The 15,335-nt window shown below is 70.6% G+C and carries 17 protein-coding genes; 14 read left to right on the forward strand and 3 right to left on the reverse strand.

All coding sequences use genetic code 11. The features are described from left to right. The first annotated feature begins 99 nt into the window (after nucleotides 1-99). Together C8E87_RS21665 and C8E87_RS21670 are read left to right on the forward strand one after the other, a co-directional pair. Nucleotides 100-1,038, forward strand: coding sequence for a thiamine-phosphate kinase (locus tag C8E87_RS21665; protein ID WP_239079849.1), 939 nt, complete (start codon nucleotides 100-102; stop codon nucleotides 1,036-1,038). Nucleotides 1,039-1,122: 84 nt separating this feature from the next. Further along, nucleotides 1,123-1,536 (forward strand): GNAT family N-acetyltransferase, encoded by a 414-nt coding sequence (locus C8E87_RS21670; protein ID WP_243755155.1) that lies wholly within the window; start codon nucleotides 1,123-1,125, stop codon nucleotides 1,534-1,536. Between the two features lie 178 nt (nucleotides 1,537-1,714). Here the strand turns inward: C8E87_RS21670 and rpmB are convergent, their stop codons facing one another. Next, complete coding sequence (gene rpmB, locus C8E87_RS21675) at nucleotides 1,715-1,906, reverse strand: 50S ribosomal protein L28 (protein WP_026207002.1); 192 nt, start codon at nucleotides 1,904-1,906, stop codon at nucleotides 1,715-1,717. A 508-nt stretch (nucleotides 1,907-2,414) separates the two neighbouring features. Between rpmB and C8E87_RS44605 the strand changes: the two genes are divergently transcribed. From C8E87_RS44605 to C8E87_RS21695, 3 genes are read left to right on the forward strand one after another with little or no spacing between them, the layout of a single operon-like run. Beyond that, on the forward strand, nucleotides 2,415-4,364 hold the full coding sequence (locus C8E87_RS44605) for a DAK2 domain-containing protein (RefSeq protein WP_203720429.1): 1,950 nt from the start codon (nucleotides 2,415-2,417) through the stop codon (nucleotides 4,362-4,364). Beyond that, nucleotides 4,361-6,559, forward strand: a complete 2,199-nt coding sequence (gene recG, locus C8E87_RS21690) for an ATP-dependent DNA helicase RecG (protein WP_133874794.1) — start codon at nucleotides 4,361-4,363, stop codon at nucleotides 6,557-6,559. The genes C8E87_RS44605 and recG overlap by 4 nt, the downstream gene beginning before the upstream one ends. Then, nucleotides 6,556-6,885 carry a DUF952 domain-containing protein gene (locus C8E87_RS21695; RefSeq protein ID WP_133874795.1) on the forward strand — a complete coding sequence of 110 codons (330 nt, stop codon included), beginning with the start codon at nucleotides 6,556-6,558 and terminating at the stop codon, nucleotides 6,883-6,885. Before recG ends, C8E87_RS21695 begins: the two co-directional genes overlap by 4 nt. Nucleotides 6,886-6,965: 80 nt before the next feature. Here C8E87_RS21695 and C8E87_RS21700 read toward each other — a convergent pair whose 3' ends face one another. Beyond that, on the reverse strand, nucleotides 6,966-8,111 hold the full coding sequence (locus C8E87_RS21700) for an LPXTG cell wall anchor domain-containing protein (protein ID WP_133874796.1): 1,146 nt from the start codon (nucleotides 8,109-8,111) through the stop codon (nucleotides 6,966-6,968). 345 nt (nucleotides 8,112-8,456) lie between these two features. Here C8E87_RS21700 and rsmD point away from each other — a divergent pair, with 345 nt between their 5' ends. The 9 genes from rsmD to mutM all read left to right on the forward strand — a co-directional run bounded on the left by rsmD (nucleotide 8,457) and on the right by mutM (nucleotide 14,771). Beyond that, complete coding sequence (gene rsmD / locus C8E87_RS21705; protein ID WP_133874797.1) at nucleotides 8,457-9,020, forward strand: 16S rRNA (guanine(966)-N(2))-methyltransferase RsmD; 564 nt, start codon at nucleotides 8,457-8,459, stop codon at nucleotides 9,018-9,020. After that, the gene (gene coaD, locus C8E87_RS21710; protein ID WP_133874798.1) at nucleotides 9,017-9,496 is read left to right on the forward strand and encodes a pantetheine-phosphate adenylyltransferase; all 480 of its coding nucleotides are present in this window, start codon (nucleotides 9,017-9,019) and stop codon (nucleotides 9,494-9,496) included. The genes rsmD and coaD overlap by 4 nt, the downstream gene beginning before the upstream one ends. Nucleotides 9,497-9,597: 101 nt before the next feature. Continuing rightward, nucleotides 9,598-10,095, forward strand: a complete 498-nt coding sequence (locus C8E87_RS21715; RefSeq protein ID WP_133874799.1) for an ATP synthase subunit B family protein — start codon at nucleotides 9,598-9,600, stop codon at nucleotides 10,093-10,095. Between the two features lie 90 nt (nucleotides 10,096-10,185). After that, nucleotides 10,186-10,749 (forward strand): YceD family protein, encoded by a 564-nt coding sequence (locus tag C8E87_RS21720; RefSeq protein WP_133874800.1) that lies wholly within the window; start codon nucleotides 10,186-10,188, stop codon nucleotides 10,747-10,749. Nucleotides 10,750-10,754: 5 nt separating this feature from the next. Beyond that, a complete protein-coding gene (rpmF, locus tag C8E87_RS21725) occupies nucleotides 10,755-10,928 on the forward strand; it encodes a 50S ribosomal protein L32 (RefSeq protein WP_014694262.1) in 174 nt (57 codons plus the stop codon). A gap of 59 nt (nucleotides 10,929-10,987) precedes the next feature. Continuing rightward, nucleotides 10,988-11,953, forward strand: a complete 966-nt coding sequence (locus C8E87_RS21730) for a phosphate acyltransferase PlsX (RefSeq protein WP_239079860.1) — start codon at nucleotides 10,988-10,990, stop codon at nucleotides 11,951-11,953. Beyond that, nucleotides 11,946-12,737, forward strand: coding sequence for a ribonuclease III (gene rnc / locus C8E87_RS21735; protein ID WP_133874802.1), 792 nt, complete (start codon nucleotides 11,946-11,948; stop codon nucleotides 12,735-12,737). The genes C8E87_RS21730 and rnc overlap by 8 nt, the downstream gene beginning before the upstream one ends. Continuing rightward, a complete protein-coding gene (locus tag C8E87_RS21740) occupies nucleotides 12,734-13,897 on the forward strand; it encodes a putative hexosyltransferase (RefSeq protein WP_133874803.1) in 1,164 nt (387 codons plus the stop codon). Before rnc ends, C8E87_RS21740 begins: the two co-directional genes overlap by 4 nt. 19 nt (nucleotides 13,898-13,916) lie before the next feature. Continuing rightward, nucleotides 13,917-14,771 carry a bifunctional DNA-formamidopyrimidine glycosylase/DNA-(apurinic or apyrimidinic site) lyase gene (gene mutM, locus C8E87_RS21745; protein WP_133874804.1) on the forward strand — a complete coding sequence of 285 codons (855 nt, stop codon included), beginning with the start codon at nucleotides 13,917-13,919 and terminating at the stop codon, nucleotides 14,769-14,771. On the opposite strand, the gene C8E87_RS21750 is transcribed toward mutM, so the two are convergent. Next, a complete protein-coding gene (locus tag C8E87_RS21750) occupies nucleotides 14,725-15,294 on the reverse strand; it encodes a spherulation-specific family 4 protein (protein ID WP_133874805.1) in 570 nt (189 codons plus the stop codon). The genes mutM and C8E87_RS21750 overlap by 47 nt on opposite strands. Nucleotides 15,295-15,335: the final 41 nt, after the last annotated feature.

Genomic DNA, 15,335 nt, shown 5'->3' on the forward strand with positions numbered 1-15,335 from the left:
CCGACTCCATTCCGCCTCCGCCGTAACCCGAACGTGAAAACTACCGTACGGATCCACCCGACAGCAGGTTGCCATCACCAGGACGAAAGGTCGTACACCGTGAGCATTGCCGAGGCCGGAGAGTTCGGGCTCATCGCCCGGGTGGTCGCCCGGCTCGAGAACGGTCCGGCGACCCTGCTCGGCCCGGGCGACGACAGCGCGATCGTCGCCGCCCCCGACGGCCGGATCGTCGCCTCCACCGACGTCCTGGTCGAGGGCCGCCACTTCCGCCGCGACTGGTCGTCCGGCGCCGACGTGGGCCACCGGGCGGCCGCGGCGAACCTCGCCGACATAGCCGCCATGGGGGCTGTGCCGACCGCGCTGCTGATCGGGCTGTGCGCGCCCAACGACCTCGACCTGGCCTGGGCCGAGGACCTGGCGGGCGGGCTCTCCGACGAGGCGGCCCGCACAGGCGCGTCGGTGGTCGGGGGCGACACGTCGTTCAGCCCGACGCTCACGATCGCGGTGACAGCCCTGGGCGACCTGGGCGGCCAGGCGCCCGTCCTGCGCAGCGGCGCCCAGCCCGGCGACGTGATCGCGCTGGCCGGCCGGATCGGGCACGCGGCGGCGGGTTACACCGTGCTGTCCCGGGGCTTCCGCACCCCGAAAGCGCTGGTGGAGGCGTACCGGCGTCCGGTTGTCCCCTACGCGGCCGGTCCCGCGGCGGCCCGCGCGGGCGCGACGGCGATGATCGACGTGTCCGACGGTCTCCTGCAGGATCTGGGGCACATCGCGAACGCCAGTGTCGTCGGCGTCGACGTGCGGACCGGCGCTTTCGAGGTGTCCAGCCAGATGCGCGACGCCGCGGCGGCCCTCGGCGTCGACCCGCTGCAGTGGATCCTCGCCGGTGGCGACGATCACGCGCTGGCCGCCACTTTCCCGCCCGGCGTCGAGCTGCCCGCCGGCTGGACGGTCGTCGGCAAGGTCCATGAAGGCACCGGGGTCACCGTCGACGGCAAGCCGTGGAGCGGGCCGGTGGGCTGGGACCATTTTCGCTAGAGGGCTCAGTCGCTGGTTAGGCTTCGGCGCGTGCTTCCAGCTTCCTCCATCAAAATCAGGCAGGCGGATTTCGCCGAGCCGGCCGTGCGGGCGCTGCTTGTCGACGTGCTCGGCGAACTTTCCGAACGTTACGGCGGCAGCGGCGACGACACCCCGATCGCGGCCGCCGACTTCACCGCCCCGAACGGCGCGTTCTTCGTCGCCGACGACGGCGAGCGCCTGGTCGGATGCGCCGGTTGGCGCCGCCACGGCGACGACGCCGAGCTGAAGCGCATGTTCACGGCCCGATCCGCCCGAGGCCAGGGCCTGGGGCGCCGCATGCTGGCCACCATCGAGGAGTCAGCTCGCCAGGCCGGCTGCCGCAGAGTGATATTGGAAACCGGCGACAAGCAGCCCGAGGCCGTGAGGCTGTATGTCTCGGCGGGATATTCACGGATCGAGGATTTCGGGTTCTACGCGGGGCACGAAGGGGTGCTTTCCTACGCGAAACCCCTATGACGTACGCATCGTCCGGTCGGACAAAAGCACCGGGGCCGCTCGCAGTGTGCCGGCGGCCTGGGTGCAACACCGGGCCGTAGCGCCCGACCGGGATGTTCCCGGTGGCCAGGCGCCTCCCCTGGGTAGCACAACCAGCCCTCCGGTCACGTGGACCGAAGGGCTGGTGTTCAAGCCTGAATCAGGCGCGGACGACCTTGCCGGCCTTGATGCACGAGGTGCAGACCTTGAGCTTCTTGGTCGTGCCGCCACCGGCCGGGGTGCGCACCGACTGGATGTTCGGGTTCCAGCGGCGGTTGGTCCGCCGGTGCGAGTGGGACACGTTGTGGCCGAAGCCCGGTCCCTTGCCACAGACGTCGCACACGCTAGCCACGGGATAACTCCTGAGTCGAAAGAAACCAAAAGACGCCCAGCGAACATGGCCGCGCAGGCAACCCGGCAAGGTTACCCGATACCCCCGCCCAACAGCCAATCGCCCCCGCACCTGCCCCGAACCCCGGTCTCGCCGCCGTCTCCAGCCCGCAGCGCCCCTCCAACAAGGCACTCAGCCGGCTCCCAACCGGCGGGCTCCCGGCCGGCGGGTTCCCAACCAGCCGGCTCCCACGCAGCGGGCTCCCAACCGGCGGGTTCCCAACCAGCCGGCTCCCACGCAGCGGGCTCCCGGCCAGCGGGCTCCCAACCGGCCGGCCCCCAACAGCGGCCCCAACCAGCCCAACCCACCCGACCGGGGGCCTCCACCCTAAAAAGGAAAGGGCCGCGGGCTGTGAGTTATCCACAGGTGGCGGGGTTCTGCGATTCCGGAAACGGAGTCGTCCACAGGGTGTGACACGGGAGAGGCGCGCTCCCGAGAAGTTGTCGGGGGTCGTTAGTACGATTTTCGCGTGCTGGAGACGCTGGACGCCGCTGCTGTCCGCCGCTGGTGTGGCGGAGGGCTCAGTGCGCTTCGGGCTCATCAGCGCGAGATCGACGAGCTGAATGTCTACCCTGTGCCCGACGGGGACACGGGCACCAACCTTGTGCTCACGCTCACCTCGGCGCAGCAGGCGCTGGAGGCCGCTGACGCCCTCGAGGACGCCGTCGAGCCGGTCGGCGCCGCGGATCAGCCGGTGCCACCGGCCCGTGCGCTGAGCCGGATGGCTCGGGGTGCGCTCCTGGGTGCTCGGGGCAATTCGGGCGTCATCGTGTCGCAGATCCTGCGGGGCATGGCCGATGGCCTGGCCGCGTCGGCTGCCGTGCGGGGGGCCGATCTGGCGCGGGCGCTGCGGTCGGCTTCCGAGGCCGCCTATGCCGCCGTGGCCCGGCCGGTCGAGGGCACGGTTTTGTCGGTGGTGGCGGCCGCCGCCGATGCCGCGGGCCGTTTGAAGTCCGATGATCTGGTCGCCGTGGCCCGGGTCGCCGCCCGCGCCGCCGCCGAGGCCCTCGCTCGCACACCTCAGCAGCTGCCCGCTCTCGCCCGCGCCGGAGTGGTCGACGCCGGCGGCCGCGGCCTGGTTGTCCTGCTCGAAGCCCTGGTCGATGCCCTGATGTCAGCCGACGACCGCCGCTCGCCCGAGTCCCACATCCGTGAATCCAGCGACCTCAACCCGGCCCCGAACCATCCCGCCGACCCCACGCACCGCGCCTCAGACGGTCACGCGCCGCTTGAGCGCAACGGTCAGCCCTCGGGCGGTTCTGCCCCGCACGCGGCGGACGGCTCGGTCCCGCACGCGGCGGACGGCTCGGTTCCGCACGCGGCGGACGGCTCGGCCCTACACGTGGCGGACGGCTCGGCCCTACACGTGGCGGGCGGTTCTGCCCCGCAGGTGGCGGGCGGTTCTGCCCCGCACGCGGCGGACGGCTCGGTCCCGCACGCGGCGGACGGCTCGGCCCCATACGTGGCGGGTGGTTCGGCCCCGCACGCGCACGCCGCTCCCGTGGCCGGTGAGGGGGCTTACGGCTACGAGGTGCAATACCTGCTCGACGCCCACGCCGACGCGGTGGCCCGCCTGAAGGGCGAACTCTCGACCCTCGGCGACTCCCTGGCGATCGTCGGCACCGGCGAGCCCGGCACGGCCACGTGGAACGTCCACATTCACGTCCCCGCCGCCGGCATCGGCCCCGCCGTGGAAGCGGGTGTGGTCGCGGGCCGGCCGCACCGGATCACGGTCACGCCGCTCGATCAGGCGCAGCACGGGCAGCCCACCGGCCGCGGTGCTGTCGTGGTGGCAGCCGGGGACGGGCTGACCTCGCTGTTCGAGGCCGAGGGGGCCACCGTTGTGGGACGGAACCCGTCCACGGCCGAGATGCTCGACGCGATCGCACGCTCGGGCGCCCATTGCGTGGTGCTGCTGCCCAACGACGCCAACACGCACGCGGTGGCCGTGGCGGCGGCGAGGGAGGCCGAGAAGCTGGGCCGCCAGGTCAGCGTCGTCCCCACCCGCTCGCCGGTGCAGGCGCTGGCCGCCCTGGCCGTACGCGATCCGGAGCGGCCGTTCGCCGACGACGTCATCGCCATGGCGGAGGCCGCGGGCGCCTGCCGTTACGGCGAGGTCTGCACCGCCCAGCGGGATTCGCTCACGGTGGCCGGGCCGTGCCGCGCCGGCGATCTGCTGGGGCTGGTCGACGGCGAGGTGCATGTGATCGGCGACGACCTGGCCCAGGTCAGCGCCCACTTGCTCGACCGCATGCTCGGCGGCGGGGGTGAACTGGCCACGCTCGTGCTCGGCGCCGACGCCCCGGCCGGGCTCGAACACGTCCTGCGCGATCACGTGGGCCGCGGCTGGCCGTTCGTCGAGCTGCATTGTTACGCGGGCGGCCAACCCCGCTACCACCTGCTGGTAGGAGTGGAATGAGCGAGACCATCACCACCACGGTCGACACCCCGCTGGCCCAGGTGCTCAAGAAACACGAGGCCAAGGCGCTCGCCACCCACCTCGACCTGCACACCGCGGGCGATCTGATCTATCACTTCCCGCGACGCTACGACGAGCGCGGTGAGCACACCGACATGCGCGGGCTGCAGATCGGCGAGCAGGTCACCGTGCTGGCCCAGGTGCAGTCGGTGACCGTCAAGCCGATGCGCCAGCGCCGGGGCAACATGCTTGAGATCACCCTCGGCGACGGCTCCGGCACCACCCTGAGCTGCACCTTCTTCAACCAGGCGTGGCGGGAACGCGAGCTGCGCCGCGGCCGGTGGGGGCTGTTCGCGGGCAAGGTCACCGACTTCCGGGGCAAGCGGCAGCTCAACAGCCCCGCCTATCAGCTGCTCAGCGCCGACGCCACGCAGGACGAGGCCGCCGAGGAGATCGAGGAGTTCGCGGGCGCGCTGATCCCGGTTTATCCGGCCGCGCAGGCAGTGCCCACGTGGACGATCGCTCGCTGCGTGCGCACGGTGCTCGAGACGTTCCAGCCGCCGAAAGATCCATTGCCGGCCGCCGTACGGGTCAGTCGCGACCTGGCCGGCATCGGCATGGCCCTGCGGGAGATCCACCGGCCGTCGTCCCGGGGCGCTCTGGAGGTCGCGAAGAAGCGCCTCAAGTGGGACGAGGCCTTCGCGGTGCAGCTCACCCTCGTGCAGCGACGTGCGCGGGCCGCCGCGTCACCCGGCCGTTCGCGCCCCCGCGTCGAGGGCGGCATCCTCGCCAAGTTCGACGCGAGCCTCCCGTACGAGTTGACCGAGGGCCAGGCGCAGGTGGGTGAGGAGATCGCCGCCGACCTGGCGAAGCCTCACCCCATGCACCGTCTGCTGCAGGGCGAGGTCGGCTCGGGCAAGACGCTGGTCTCCGTGCGCGCGATGCTGCAGGTGGTCGACGCCGGGGGTCAGGCCGCCCTGCTCGCCCCGACCGAGGTGCTCGCCACCCAGCACTACCGCGGCATCGGCGCGCAGCTGGGGGCGCTCGGCCGGGCCGGTGAGCTCGACGGCGACCCCGCGGGCACCCAGCTCACCCTGATCACCGGCTCGCTCGGCGCGGCTGCCCGCCGTGCGGCGCTGGCCAAGGTGGCCGACGGCACGGCCGGCATCGTGGTCGGCACGCACGCCCTGCTCTACGAGGGCGTCGACTTCCACGATCTGGGCCTGGTCGTGGTCGACGAGCAGCACCGCTTCGGCGTCGAGCAGCGGGATGCCCTGCGCGCCAAGGCCGCCACCCCGCCCCACGTCCTGGTCATGACGGCCACCCCCATTCCCCGTACGGTCGCCATGACCGTCTACGGCGATCTTGAGACTTCGGTGTTGTCGCAGCTCCCGCGCGGCCGTTCGCCGATCGCCTCGCACGTCGTGCCGCCCGAGAAACCCGCGTTCCTCGACCGCGCCTGGCGACGGGTGCGCGAGGAGGTGCAGAAGGGCCATCAGGCGTACGTGGTCTGCCCGCGCATCGGCGAGGGCCCCAGCGACGAGGACGTGGAACCGCCCGGCGACAACGAGCCCGCCCGCCGGCCGCCGCTCGCGGTCACCGAGGTGGCGCCGATCCTCGAGGAGGGCCCGCTGCACGGCCTGCGCATCGCGATGCTGCACGGCAAGCTGCCGGCCGACGAGAAAGACGCGATCATGCGCAGGTTCGCCGCCGGCGACCTCGATGTTCTGGTGGCGACCACGGTGATCGAGGTCGGCGTCGACGTCCCCAACGCCACCGTCATGATCATCATGGATGCCGACCGGTTCGGCGTCTCGCAGCTGCACCAGTTGCGCGGCCGGGTGGGCCGGGGTTCGGCGCCGGGCATCTGCTTGCTGGTCACCGAGTCGGTCGAGGGCACACCGGCCCGCGAGCGGTTGGACGCGGTCGCCTCGACCACCGACGGTTTCAAGCTCAGCGAGATCGACCTGGAACAGCGCCGCGAGGGTGACGTGCTGGGCGCCTCCCAGTCGGGCAAGCACTCTCACCTGCGCCTGCTCTCGCTGCTGCGCGACGAGAAACTGATCAAGGAAGCTCGGGCCGAGGCCGGCGCCCTGGTCGGCGACGATCCCGATCTGACCCGCTATCCCGAGCTGGCCGCCTCGGTGGCCACGCTCGTCGACGAGGAACGCGCCGAGTACCTGGAGAAGGGATGATCCTGCACATGGTCCCGCGCGCCGCGTGGGAAGCGGCCCAGGCGGCCGGCGTCTACGAGGGTGACACCTTGGCCATCGAGGGTTTCATCCACTGCTCCACCGAACACCAGGTCCACAAGCCGGCCAACTTCCTCTTCCCCGGCCGCGACGACATCCTGCTCCTGGTGATCGACGAATCCCGCCTGCCGGTCGAGCTCACCTGGGAGGACTCCGACGGCGAGGTCTTCCCCCACCTGTACGCACCCCTGCCCCTGGACGCCGTAGCGGCAGTCCACGAATACCACCCCGAGCCGGACGGCTCGTTCCGGCCGCCGACAAGGCTGTAGGAAGCGCTCGCAGGGAAAAGAGCCGACAAGGCAAAGGCGCGCCGACCCCCGTGGGGCGGCGCGCCTTTTCATTGGAACTGTCAGGCGGTGAACTTCACCTTGCGGCGGCGGGCCAGGAAGAACAGGACCGCGCCCGCGGCCAGCAGCAGGCCGGCGCCACCGGCGATGCTGCCGGCGACCGGGCCGGTGACGGGCAGGCCGCCACCCTCACCGGGGGAGGACTCGGTGGGCGTCGGGGTCGCGGTGGCCTCGCAGTCCTCGGGCTTCTTCAGCTCGTCCCACTTCAGCGGCTCCTGCGCCTCACCGTTGATGGTGGCGTCGACGACCAGGCCCTTCTCGCCCTTGATCTCGAGGGTCTTGGTCTCGCCCGGCTTGGCGACCAGGGTCTGGGCCTCGCCCTTGTTCGGCTTGAGGGCCAGGGTGACGGTCTCGTCGCCCTTGGTGTTGTCGATGTCGAAGATGATCGAGTCACAGGTGACCTCGTAGCCGACCTCGGCCTGGCCGCCCTCGGTGCAGTCCGACGGCTTCTCCCACTTGCCGACCAGGATCGGCTTGCGGCTGTCGCCCTCGAAGACCAGGACCTCCTCGGCGTTCTCGGCCGGGATCGCGACCGAGACGGGCTCGTCGCCGGCCTTGACGGTGACCTTCTTCTCGAAGTCCTTCGAGCCCTTGATCGTGAAGTTGGCGTCGCCGGTGGCGTCCTTGCCGTTGGCCAGGGTGACGGTCACGCCCTCACACGAGGAGGCGAGCTGCGCTTCCGGCTTTGGCGACTCCTCCTTGGAGCACTTGCCGTGGAACTTGACGAAGCCCCGCTTGTGGTCGTACTGGATCCACTCGTTGCTCCACTTGACCTGGACCTCGAGCTTCGCGCCGCGGGCGCCGCTGTCGCCCTTGACGCGCTGCGTGCCGACGAGCGGCTCGTTGCTCTTGTGGGGGAAGGCCGGGTCGGCGTCGTCCGGGGTGTGGACGATGCCCTCGACGGGGGTCGGGTACGACTCGACCTTGAGGAAGCGGTAGTTCTCCGCGCCGGCCTCGTTGCCGTTGTCGGTGAAGACCTTCCAGGTGACGACCCAGTCACCAGTGGTCGTGTCACACGTCGCGCTGCCCTTGACGAAACTGTCGTGGGCGGAGGCGGGCGAGGAGAAGAACGCGGCACCGGACAGACCGATGAGCGTTCCGGCAGCCACGGCGGTCAGACGCCGCAGCTTGGACTTCAGCAGGTTCACGCCTACTCCTGTCTGGGGAATCAGGGGTACGGCGCAAGGAAGCGGGCGGGCCTTCTCGCCGGCGGTTTTGGGCGATGGCCTGCGGCGACGCCTCCCCACGTCGTGGCCGGCGGTCGGTGGAGACGTCGGCAACAGCGCCTGACCATAGCTACTAATGAGACCCTGGGAAATCCCTCAGCGGCGCTTAAAGGTGTTGATGCGGATCCGTGATTTTCCATTCACCGAACGGATTGGCGTCAATGCCCAGAGTGGCGATTGGCTGCGGAATTGTTCACTCTTTCGATGCGGCCGGTAAGTGGTGAAGTAGCTTCGAGTCGTGTTCACCGCAGACCCCCGCGAGGCGCCATGACCAGGATCATCGCCGGTTCGCACGGCGGGCGGCGACTGTCCGCTCCGGCCGGTGCGCTGACCCGCCCGACGTCGGACAGGGTGCGTGAGGCGTTCTTCAGCGCGCTCGATTCGATGATCGATCTGAAGGGCGCCCGGTTCGTTGATCTTTACGCCGGTTCGGGGGCGGTCGGACTCGAGGCGATCTCCCGGGGGGCAAGCTATGCCCTTCTGGTCGAATCGGACGCTCGGGCGGCCCGCGTCATCCGCGACAACATCGTCGCGCTGAGGGTCGGCAGCGCCGCGCGTCTGATCACGGGCAAGGTCGCCCAGGTGGTCGCCGGTCCGCCCGAGGGGGGCGCGTACGACGTGGTGTTCGCCGACCCGCCGTACGCGGTGACCGACGCCGAGCTCGTCGAGGTGCAACAGTCGCTGATCGACTTCGGCTGGCTGGCTCCGGACGCGGTCGTGATCCTCGAGCGGGCCACCCGCGGCGGCTCAGTGAGCTGGGTGGACGGCGTCACTGCCGACCGCAGCCGCAAGTACGGGGAGACCACGCTTTGGTACGGTCGCCGATCATGAGACGAGCGGTGTGTCCTGGCTCCTTCGACCCGGTCACCAACGGCCACCTCGACATCGTGGGCCGGGCCTCCCGGCTGTTCGACGAGGTCATCATCGGCGTTCTGATCAATCAGTCGAAAACGGGTCTCTTCACGATCGAGGAACGGATCGAGATGCTCGGCGAGGCGACGGCCTCGTACGAGAACGTCCGGGTTGCCTCGTTCCACGGGCTGCTCGTGGACTTCTGCCGGAGCCAAGGCGCGGCCGTCGTGATCAAGGGGCTGCGCGCGGTCAGCGACTTCGACTACGAGTTGCAGATGGCGCAGATGAACATCGGGCTGTCCGGGGTGGAGACACTCTTCATGCCGACCAACCCGCTCTATTCCTTCCTCTCGTCGAGCCTGGTGAAAGACGTCGTCAAGTGGGGTGGCGACGCCTCGGCGTACGTGCCCGACTTCGTGGGCGAGCGGCTGGTCACGCGTCTCAAGCAGAATTAGCCCGTGCGCCCGTGCTTCGGCGTGCCGGAAACGGGCGTGACGGTGACGCAGTAACGTGATCGCACCACGCTGCGTGGGCAGAGGGACAGGAGTGAGCACCCGTGGATCCGCTCGACCGCATCGACGAGATCATCGAACTCGTGCAGGAGTCGCGCTCCGTGCCCATGTCGCGAACGAATTTCATGTTCGACCGCGCGGAGATGATCGAGCGCCTCGACGAGCTCCGCTCCGAGCTGCCGTCCGAGCTGCGCAAGGCCGCGGCCGTGCTCGACGAGCGTGACCGGATCATCGATGCCGGCCGTCGCGAGGCCGACCGGATCGTCAGCGAGGGTGAGGCCGAGCACGCCCGGCTCGTCTCGGTGAACGAGATCACGGTCTCCTCCGAGCACGAGGGCGCCCGGATCATCGCCGAGGCCCGCACCGAGGCCCAGCGGCTGCGCGAGGAGGTCGACGACTACGTCGACACCGCCCTGGCGAACTTCGAGCAGTTCCTGACCAGGGCGCTGGCGTCGATAGAGCGTGGTCGCGACAAGATGCACGCGCTCCGCGAGATCGGCACCTTCCAGGGGGAAGACAGCGAGCGTCCGCTGCCGTTCTAGAGGGGTCGGCCTCGCACGAGGGCGATTCGACGGTAGGGCGGCAGCTCAGGTAACCTTTCCTGTCGGCCTACCCATGGCTGAGGAAACACTATGCCCAAGTCATCACAGAGTCACCTGGACCCCAGGCAGCCGCTTGTCGTCGACACGACGAAGCTCCCGCGGCAGCCTGGCGCGACGCGTGCCCTCAACAGGGTGATCCCGGCACCGGTCAACCTCGGTCTGGAACTGATCTCGGTCCCCGAGGGGTCCGACGTCGAGCTCGATCTGACGCTCACGTCGGTCTCCGAGGGGGTTTATGTCAGCGGCAGGGTCCGCGGCTCGCTCCAGGGCGAGTGCGGTCGTTGCCTCAACGAGATCAACGAGTCCTTCGACGTCAAGATCGCGGAGTTGTTCGCGTATGCGGACAGCACCACGGAGGAGACGACCGACGAGGACGAGGTTGGCCGGATGCAGGGCGACCTGTTCGACCTGGAGCCGGCGTTGCGGGACGCGGTGGTGCTGACGCTGCCGACCAACCCGCTGTGCCGGCCGGATTGCCCAGGCCTGTGCCCCGAGTGCGGGGTGCATTTCGACGACCTTCCGGCGGATCACAGCCACGAGGACGTCGATCCCCGCTGGGCCGCTTTGCGTAACCTGTCACAGACTGAGGAGTAGGAACCGTGGCCGTCCCCAAGCGCAAGATGTCGCGCAGCAATACCCGGTCTCGCCGGGCGAACTGGAAGGCGACCGCGGTCTCGACCGTGGCCTGCCCCCAGTGCAAGTCGCCGAAGCTGCCGCACACCGCCTGCTCGGTCTGCGGCACCTACAACGGCCGTCAGGTCCTAGAGGTCTGAGTCGCGCTTAAGTGACGCGCCCGATCACCGGGCGGGTCGCACCTGCGCTGAGGCGACCAATCGGCGCTTCGGCTCCCGGACAGGCAACTGTCGGGGAGCCGGGCGCCGCGCGGATCGCCGTCGACCTCCTCGGCGGGGACCATGCTCCCGCCGTCGTGGTTGACGGCGCTCTGCGCGCCTGCCAGGCCGACCCGGCCCTTCACCTGCTGCTCGTCGGCCCGCAAGAGGCGGCCGGCGAGGTTCTTCGTGCCCTGCCCCCGAGCGAGCACGCGCGGATCAACACGCTGCCCATAGCTCCGGGAGACCCCGTCGACAGCTGGGTCGAGTCCGGAGTGCGCTCGGCCGTGCTCGCGGTCGCTCAGGGCGCCGCCGACGCAGTCATGTCCGCGGGCAACACCGGCGCCACCGTCACCTCGGCCGCGCTCGGTCTGGGCCGCTGCCCCGGGGTGCGCCGTCCGCCGCTCGCCGCGGTGCTGCCCACCCGCTCGGGACGGCTCGTTCTGCTCGACGTGGGCTCCTCGGTCGACCCCGACGAGGAGACCGTCGCCACCCACGCCCGCCTCGGTTCCGCGTACGCGAGAGTGGTTCATGGGGTGGAGGAGCCGCGCATCGGGTTGCTGACCATCGGCGCCGAACGCGGCAAGGGCGACCGCCTGCGCCGCGCCCTGCCCACCCTGCTGGCCGGCCTCGACCTGCCCGGCGGTGGGCGTTACGTGGGCCTGGTCGAGGGCAACGACGTCGTCACCGGGTCGATCGCCGACGTGGTCGTGACCGACGGCTTCACCGGCAACGTCCTGCTCAAGGGGCTGGAGACCGCGTACGCGGAGGTCGGCAGCCCGCATCCGCTGGTTCCGCCCCGCGCCGCCCTGCTCCTCGGCGTCGACGGCACCGTCGTGGTGTGCCACGGCGCCGCGTCCGGCTCGGATCTCGCGGCCGGCATCGCCTTCGCCGCCCAGTTGCATCGCCAAGCCGCGGTCGCGGCGATGGCCGAGATGATCGAAACACAACGAGGTGTCTATGAGTGACAAGCGTCGCCGGCCGCCGACCCTGCCGCTGGAGGAGGCTTTCGGGGTCCCCCTCGAGCCGGATCTGCTCGAGCGCGCGCTCACCCACCGGTCGTACGCGTACGAGAACGGCGGCCTGCCGACCAACGAGCGCCTGGAGTTCCTGGGCGACTCGGTGCTCGGGGTGGTGATCACCTCGGCGCTCTTCCACAACCACCCCGACCTGCCCGAGGGCCAGCTGGCCAAGCTGCGCGCGAGCGTGGTCAACATGCACGCGCTGGCCGACGTGGCCCGCGGGCTGGGCGAGCAGGGGCTGGGCCGGCACCTGCTGCTCGGCAAGGGCGAGGAGACGACCGGCGGGCGCGACAAGGCGAGCATCCTGGCCGACACGCTGGAGGCGCTGCTCGGCGCGATCTATCTCGAGCACGGCCTGGACGTGGCCGCCGAGGTGATCCACAAGTTGTTCGACCCGCTGATGGCCGAGTCGGCCGGCCGGGGCGCCGCGCTCGACTGGAAGACCAGTCTGCAGGAGCTGACCGCCGCGCTCGGGCTGGGCGTGCCCGACTACGTGATCGAGGACTCCGGTCCCGACCACGCCAAGACGTTCACCGCCTGGGTGGTGGTGGCCGGCGAGCGCTACGGCGGCTCCGAGGGTCGCAGCAAGAAGCAGGCCGAGCAGCGGGCCGCCGCGGCGGCGTGGCGGATCCTGACCGAGCGTACGAGCGAGCCCGACGGCGCCGTGCTCGACAAGGCCGAGGACACCAGCGACAAGCCTGAGGACAAAAACGGCAAGAGCGACGAGTGAACCCGACCGACGAGAAGGCGCAGCGCACCCGGCTGTGGGACCTCGCGGGCGGCGGGCGTGGCGTCGGCATCGCGGTCGGCATCCTCGCGCTGACCCGGGTCGCGCAGCTGATCATTCTGGCCTGGCTCGACGCCGCCGATGACGAGCCGATCGGCGTACGGGACCGCCTGCTCGTCTGGGACGCCGGATGGTTCCTGCGGGTCGCGGTCGACGGTTACCCCGACAGCTACACGTACGATGCGACCGGCCACCTGGACGGCAACGGGCTCGCCTTCTTCCCGGTCTATCCGCTGCTCATCCGCGCGGTGTCGACGCTCGGCATCCCACCCGCCACCGCCGCGCTGACCGTCAGCTGGCTCGCCGCCGCCGGGGCTGCCGTCGCGGTGTACCTGCTGGGCGCCTCGCTGTACGGCAAGCGCGCCGGGTGGGCTCTCGTCGCGATCTGCTTCAGCGCTCCCGTATCCGTCGTCTTCTCGATGGCGTACTCGGAATCGGTCTTTCTCGCCCTGGTCGCCGGGATGCTGGTCGCCGCCCATCGGCGTGTGTGGTGGGCGGCCGGGTTGCTGGGCCTGGCTGCCTCGCTGACCCGCCCGACCGGCGCCGCCGCGGCAGTCGCCCTCGCCGTGGCCGCGCTGCTGGCTGTCCGCGAGGACCGCCGGAGGACCTGGGCGCCGTTGGGCGCGGCGGCACTCGCGCTGATCGGCATGCCGCTGTTCCTGGCCTGGGTCGGATGGCGTGTCGGCGACCCGGCGGCGTGGTTCCGGATCCAGGCCGCGGGCTGGGGCACCGCCTTCGACTTCGGATCGAGCACGCTGAGCTTCCTCGGCAGGACTCTGTCGACCGGGGACGCCTGGGTTCCCGTCAGCGTCGCCTTCATCCTGCTGGCCGCCCTGGCCGCGGCCGGGGTCGCGCTGACCGGCAAGCCGTGGCTGCCGCTGGCTGTCTACGGCGTGATCGCGATGGTGCTCGTCTACGGCCAGGCCGGCTTCTACCACTCGAAGCCGCGTCTGCTCGTCCCCGTACTGTTGACGCTGCTTCCCGCCGCGGTAGCCGCCGGCCGGGCCCGTCCGAGGGTCGCGGTGCTGTCGATCGCCGCGTGGGCCGCGTTCGGCCTCTGGTACGGCGCCTACCTGGTGACCGTCTGGCCGTACACCCTGTGATCTGCGCGAGGAGTTCGAAGTGCCCGAGTTGCCCGAGGTCGAGACCGTACGGCAGGGACTGGCCAAGTGGGTCGTCGGCCGCACGATCCAGGCCGTCGAGGTGCGCCACCCCCGCGCGATCCGCCGCCACCTGACCGGCGACGCCCACTTCATCGCCCTGCTGACCGGCCGCACGATCACCGACGTGTCCCGCCGCGGCAAATACCTGTGGTTCCCGCTCGACTCCGGCGACGCGATCATCGGGCATCTCGGCATGAGCGGTCAGCTGCTCATGCAACCGGCCGACGCCGAGGACGAGAAACACCTGCGTATCCGGTTCACGTTCACCGACGGCGGCCCGCAGCTGCGCTTCGTCGACCAGCGTACGTTCGGCGGCCTCTCGGTCTCCGAGGGAGGCGCCGAGCTGCCGGACGAGATCGCGCACATCGCCCGCGACCCGATGGACCCGCTCTTCGACGACGAGCTGTTCGTGGCGAGGCTGCGGGCCAAGCACACCGAGATCAAACGGGCGCTGCTCGACCAGACGCTCATCTCGGGGGTGGGCAACATCTACGCCGACGAGGCCCTGTGGCGGGCCCAGCTGCACGGCGCGCGGCTCACAGATCAACTGACCAGGCCCGCCGTACGGCGTCTTCTGGCCCACGTTCGTGACGTGCTCGCCGAAGCCATCGTGGCCGGTGGCACCAGCTTCGACGAGCTCTACGTCAACGTGAACGGCGAGAGCGGCTACTTCGACCGGTCGCTCAACGCGTACGGGCGGGAGGGCGAACCGTGCCACCGGTGCGGCACGGTCATCCGCCGCGAGCAGTTCATGAACCGGTCGTCCTTCAGCTGTCCGCGCTGCCAGCCCCGCCCGCGTACGATTCGGCGCTGACCCGCGGGCCGGCGTCGGTGGCCAGCCCGAACCCGGCCCCCCGCCGGCCCATCAGGCGACGCGCGGCGGTCAGCAGGGCGGTCGGCACGCCGTGCACGAGGTGGCCGTCGCCCGGCCGGGAACCGTCGCCGTCCCAGCTCTGATAGGCCTCCCACGGTCCCTCGAAGGTGCAGATGCGTACGCCCAGATCACGGTAGAGCGGGTGGGTCGGCACCCCCGGGTTGAGCACCACGCGATGCAGGCCGCGGCGGGCCGCCAGCCGTATGGTCAGCGCGACCGGACCGACCCCGCCCGAGCCGGCCGGCGCCCGGTCGAGGAAAAGGCCCTCGGCGCCGTCCGCACGCCAGGCGTCCACGTCGGCCAGCACGTCGGCCAGCGAACGGCTGCCCCAGTCGAGGTCGATGCGCCCCAGCGACTGGTGCAGGGTGCGACGGTCGCCGGGCACGTCGCGAACGATCCAGGTGTCGCCGTCGAGAGGCAGCTCCGGCGATGGATGGGCGTACGGGGGGAACAGGGTCTTCACGATGTTCTCCGATGTCGTCACGGGTTCTTTCCGGGGTCCGC

Source organism: Paractinoplanes brasiliensis (assembly GCF_004362215.1).
GTDB classification, from domain to species: domain Bacteria; phylum Actinomycetota; class Actinomycetes; order Mycobacteriales; family Micromonosporaceae; genus Actinoplanes; species Actinoplanes brasiliensis.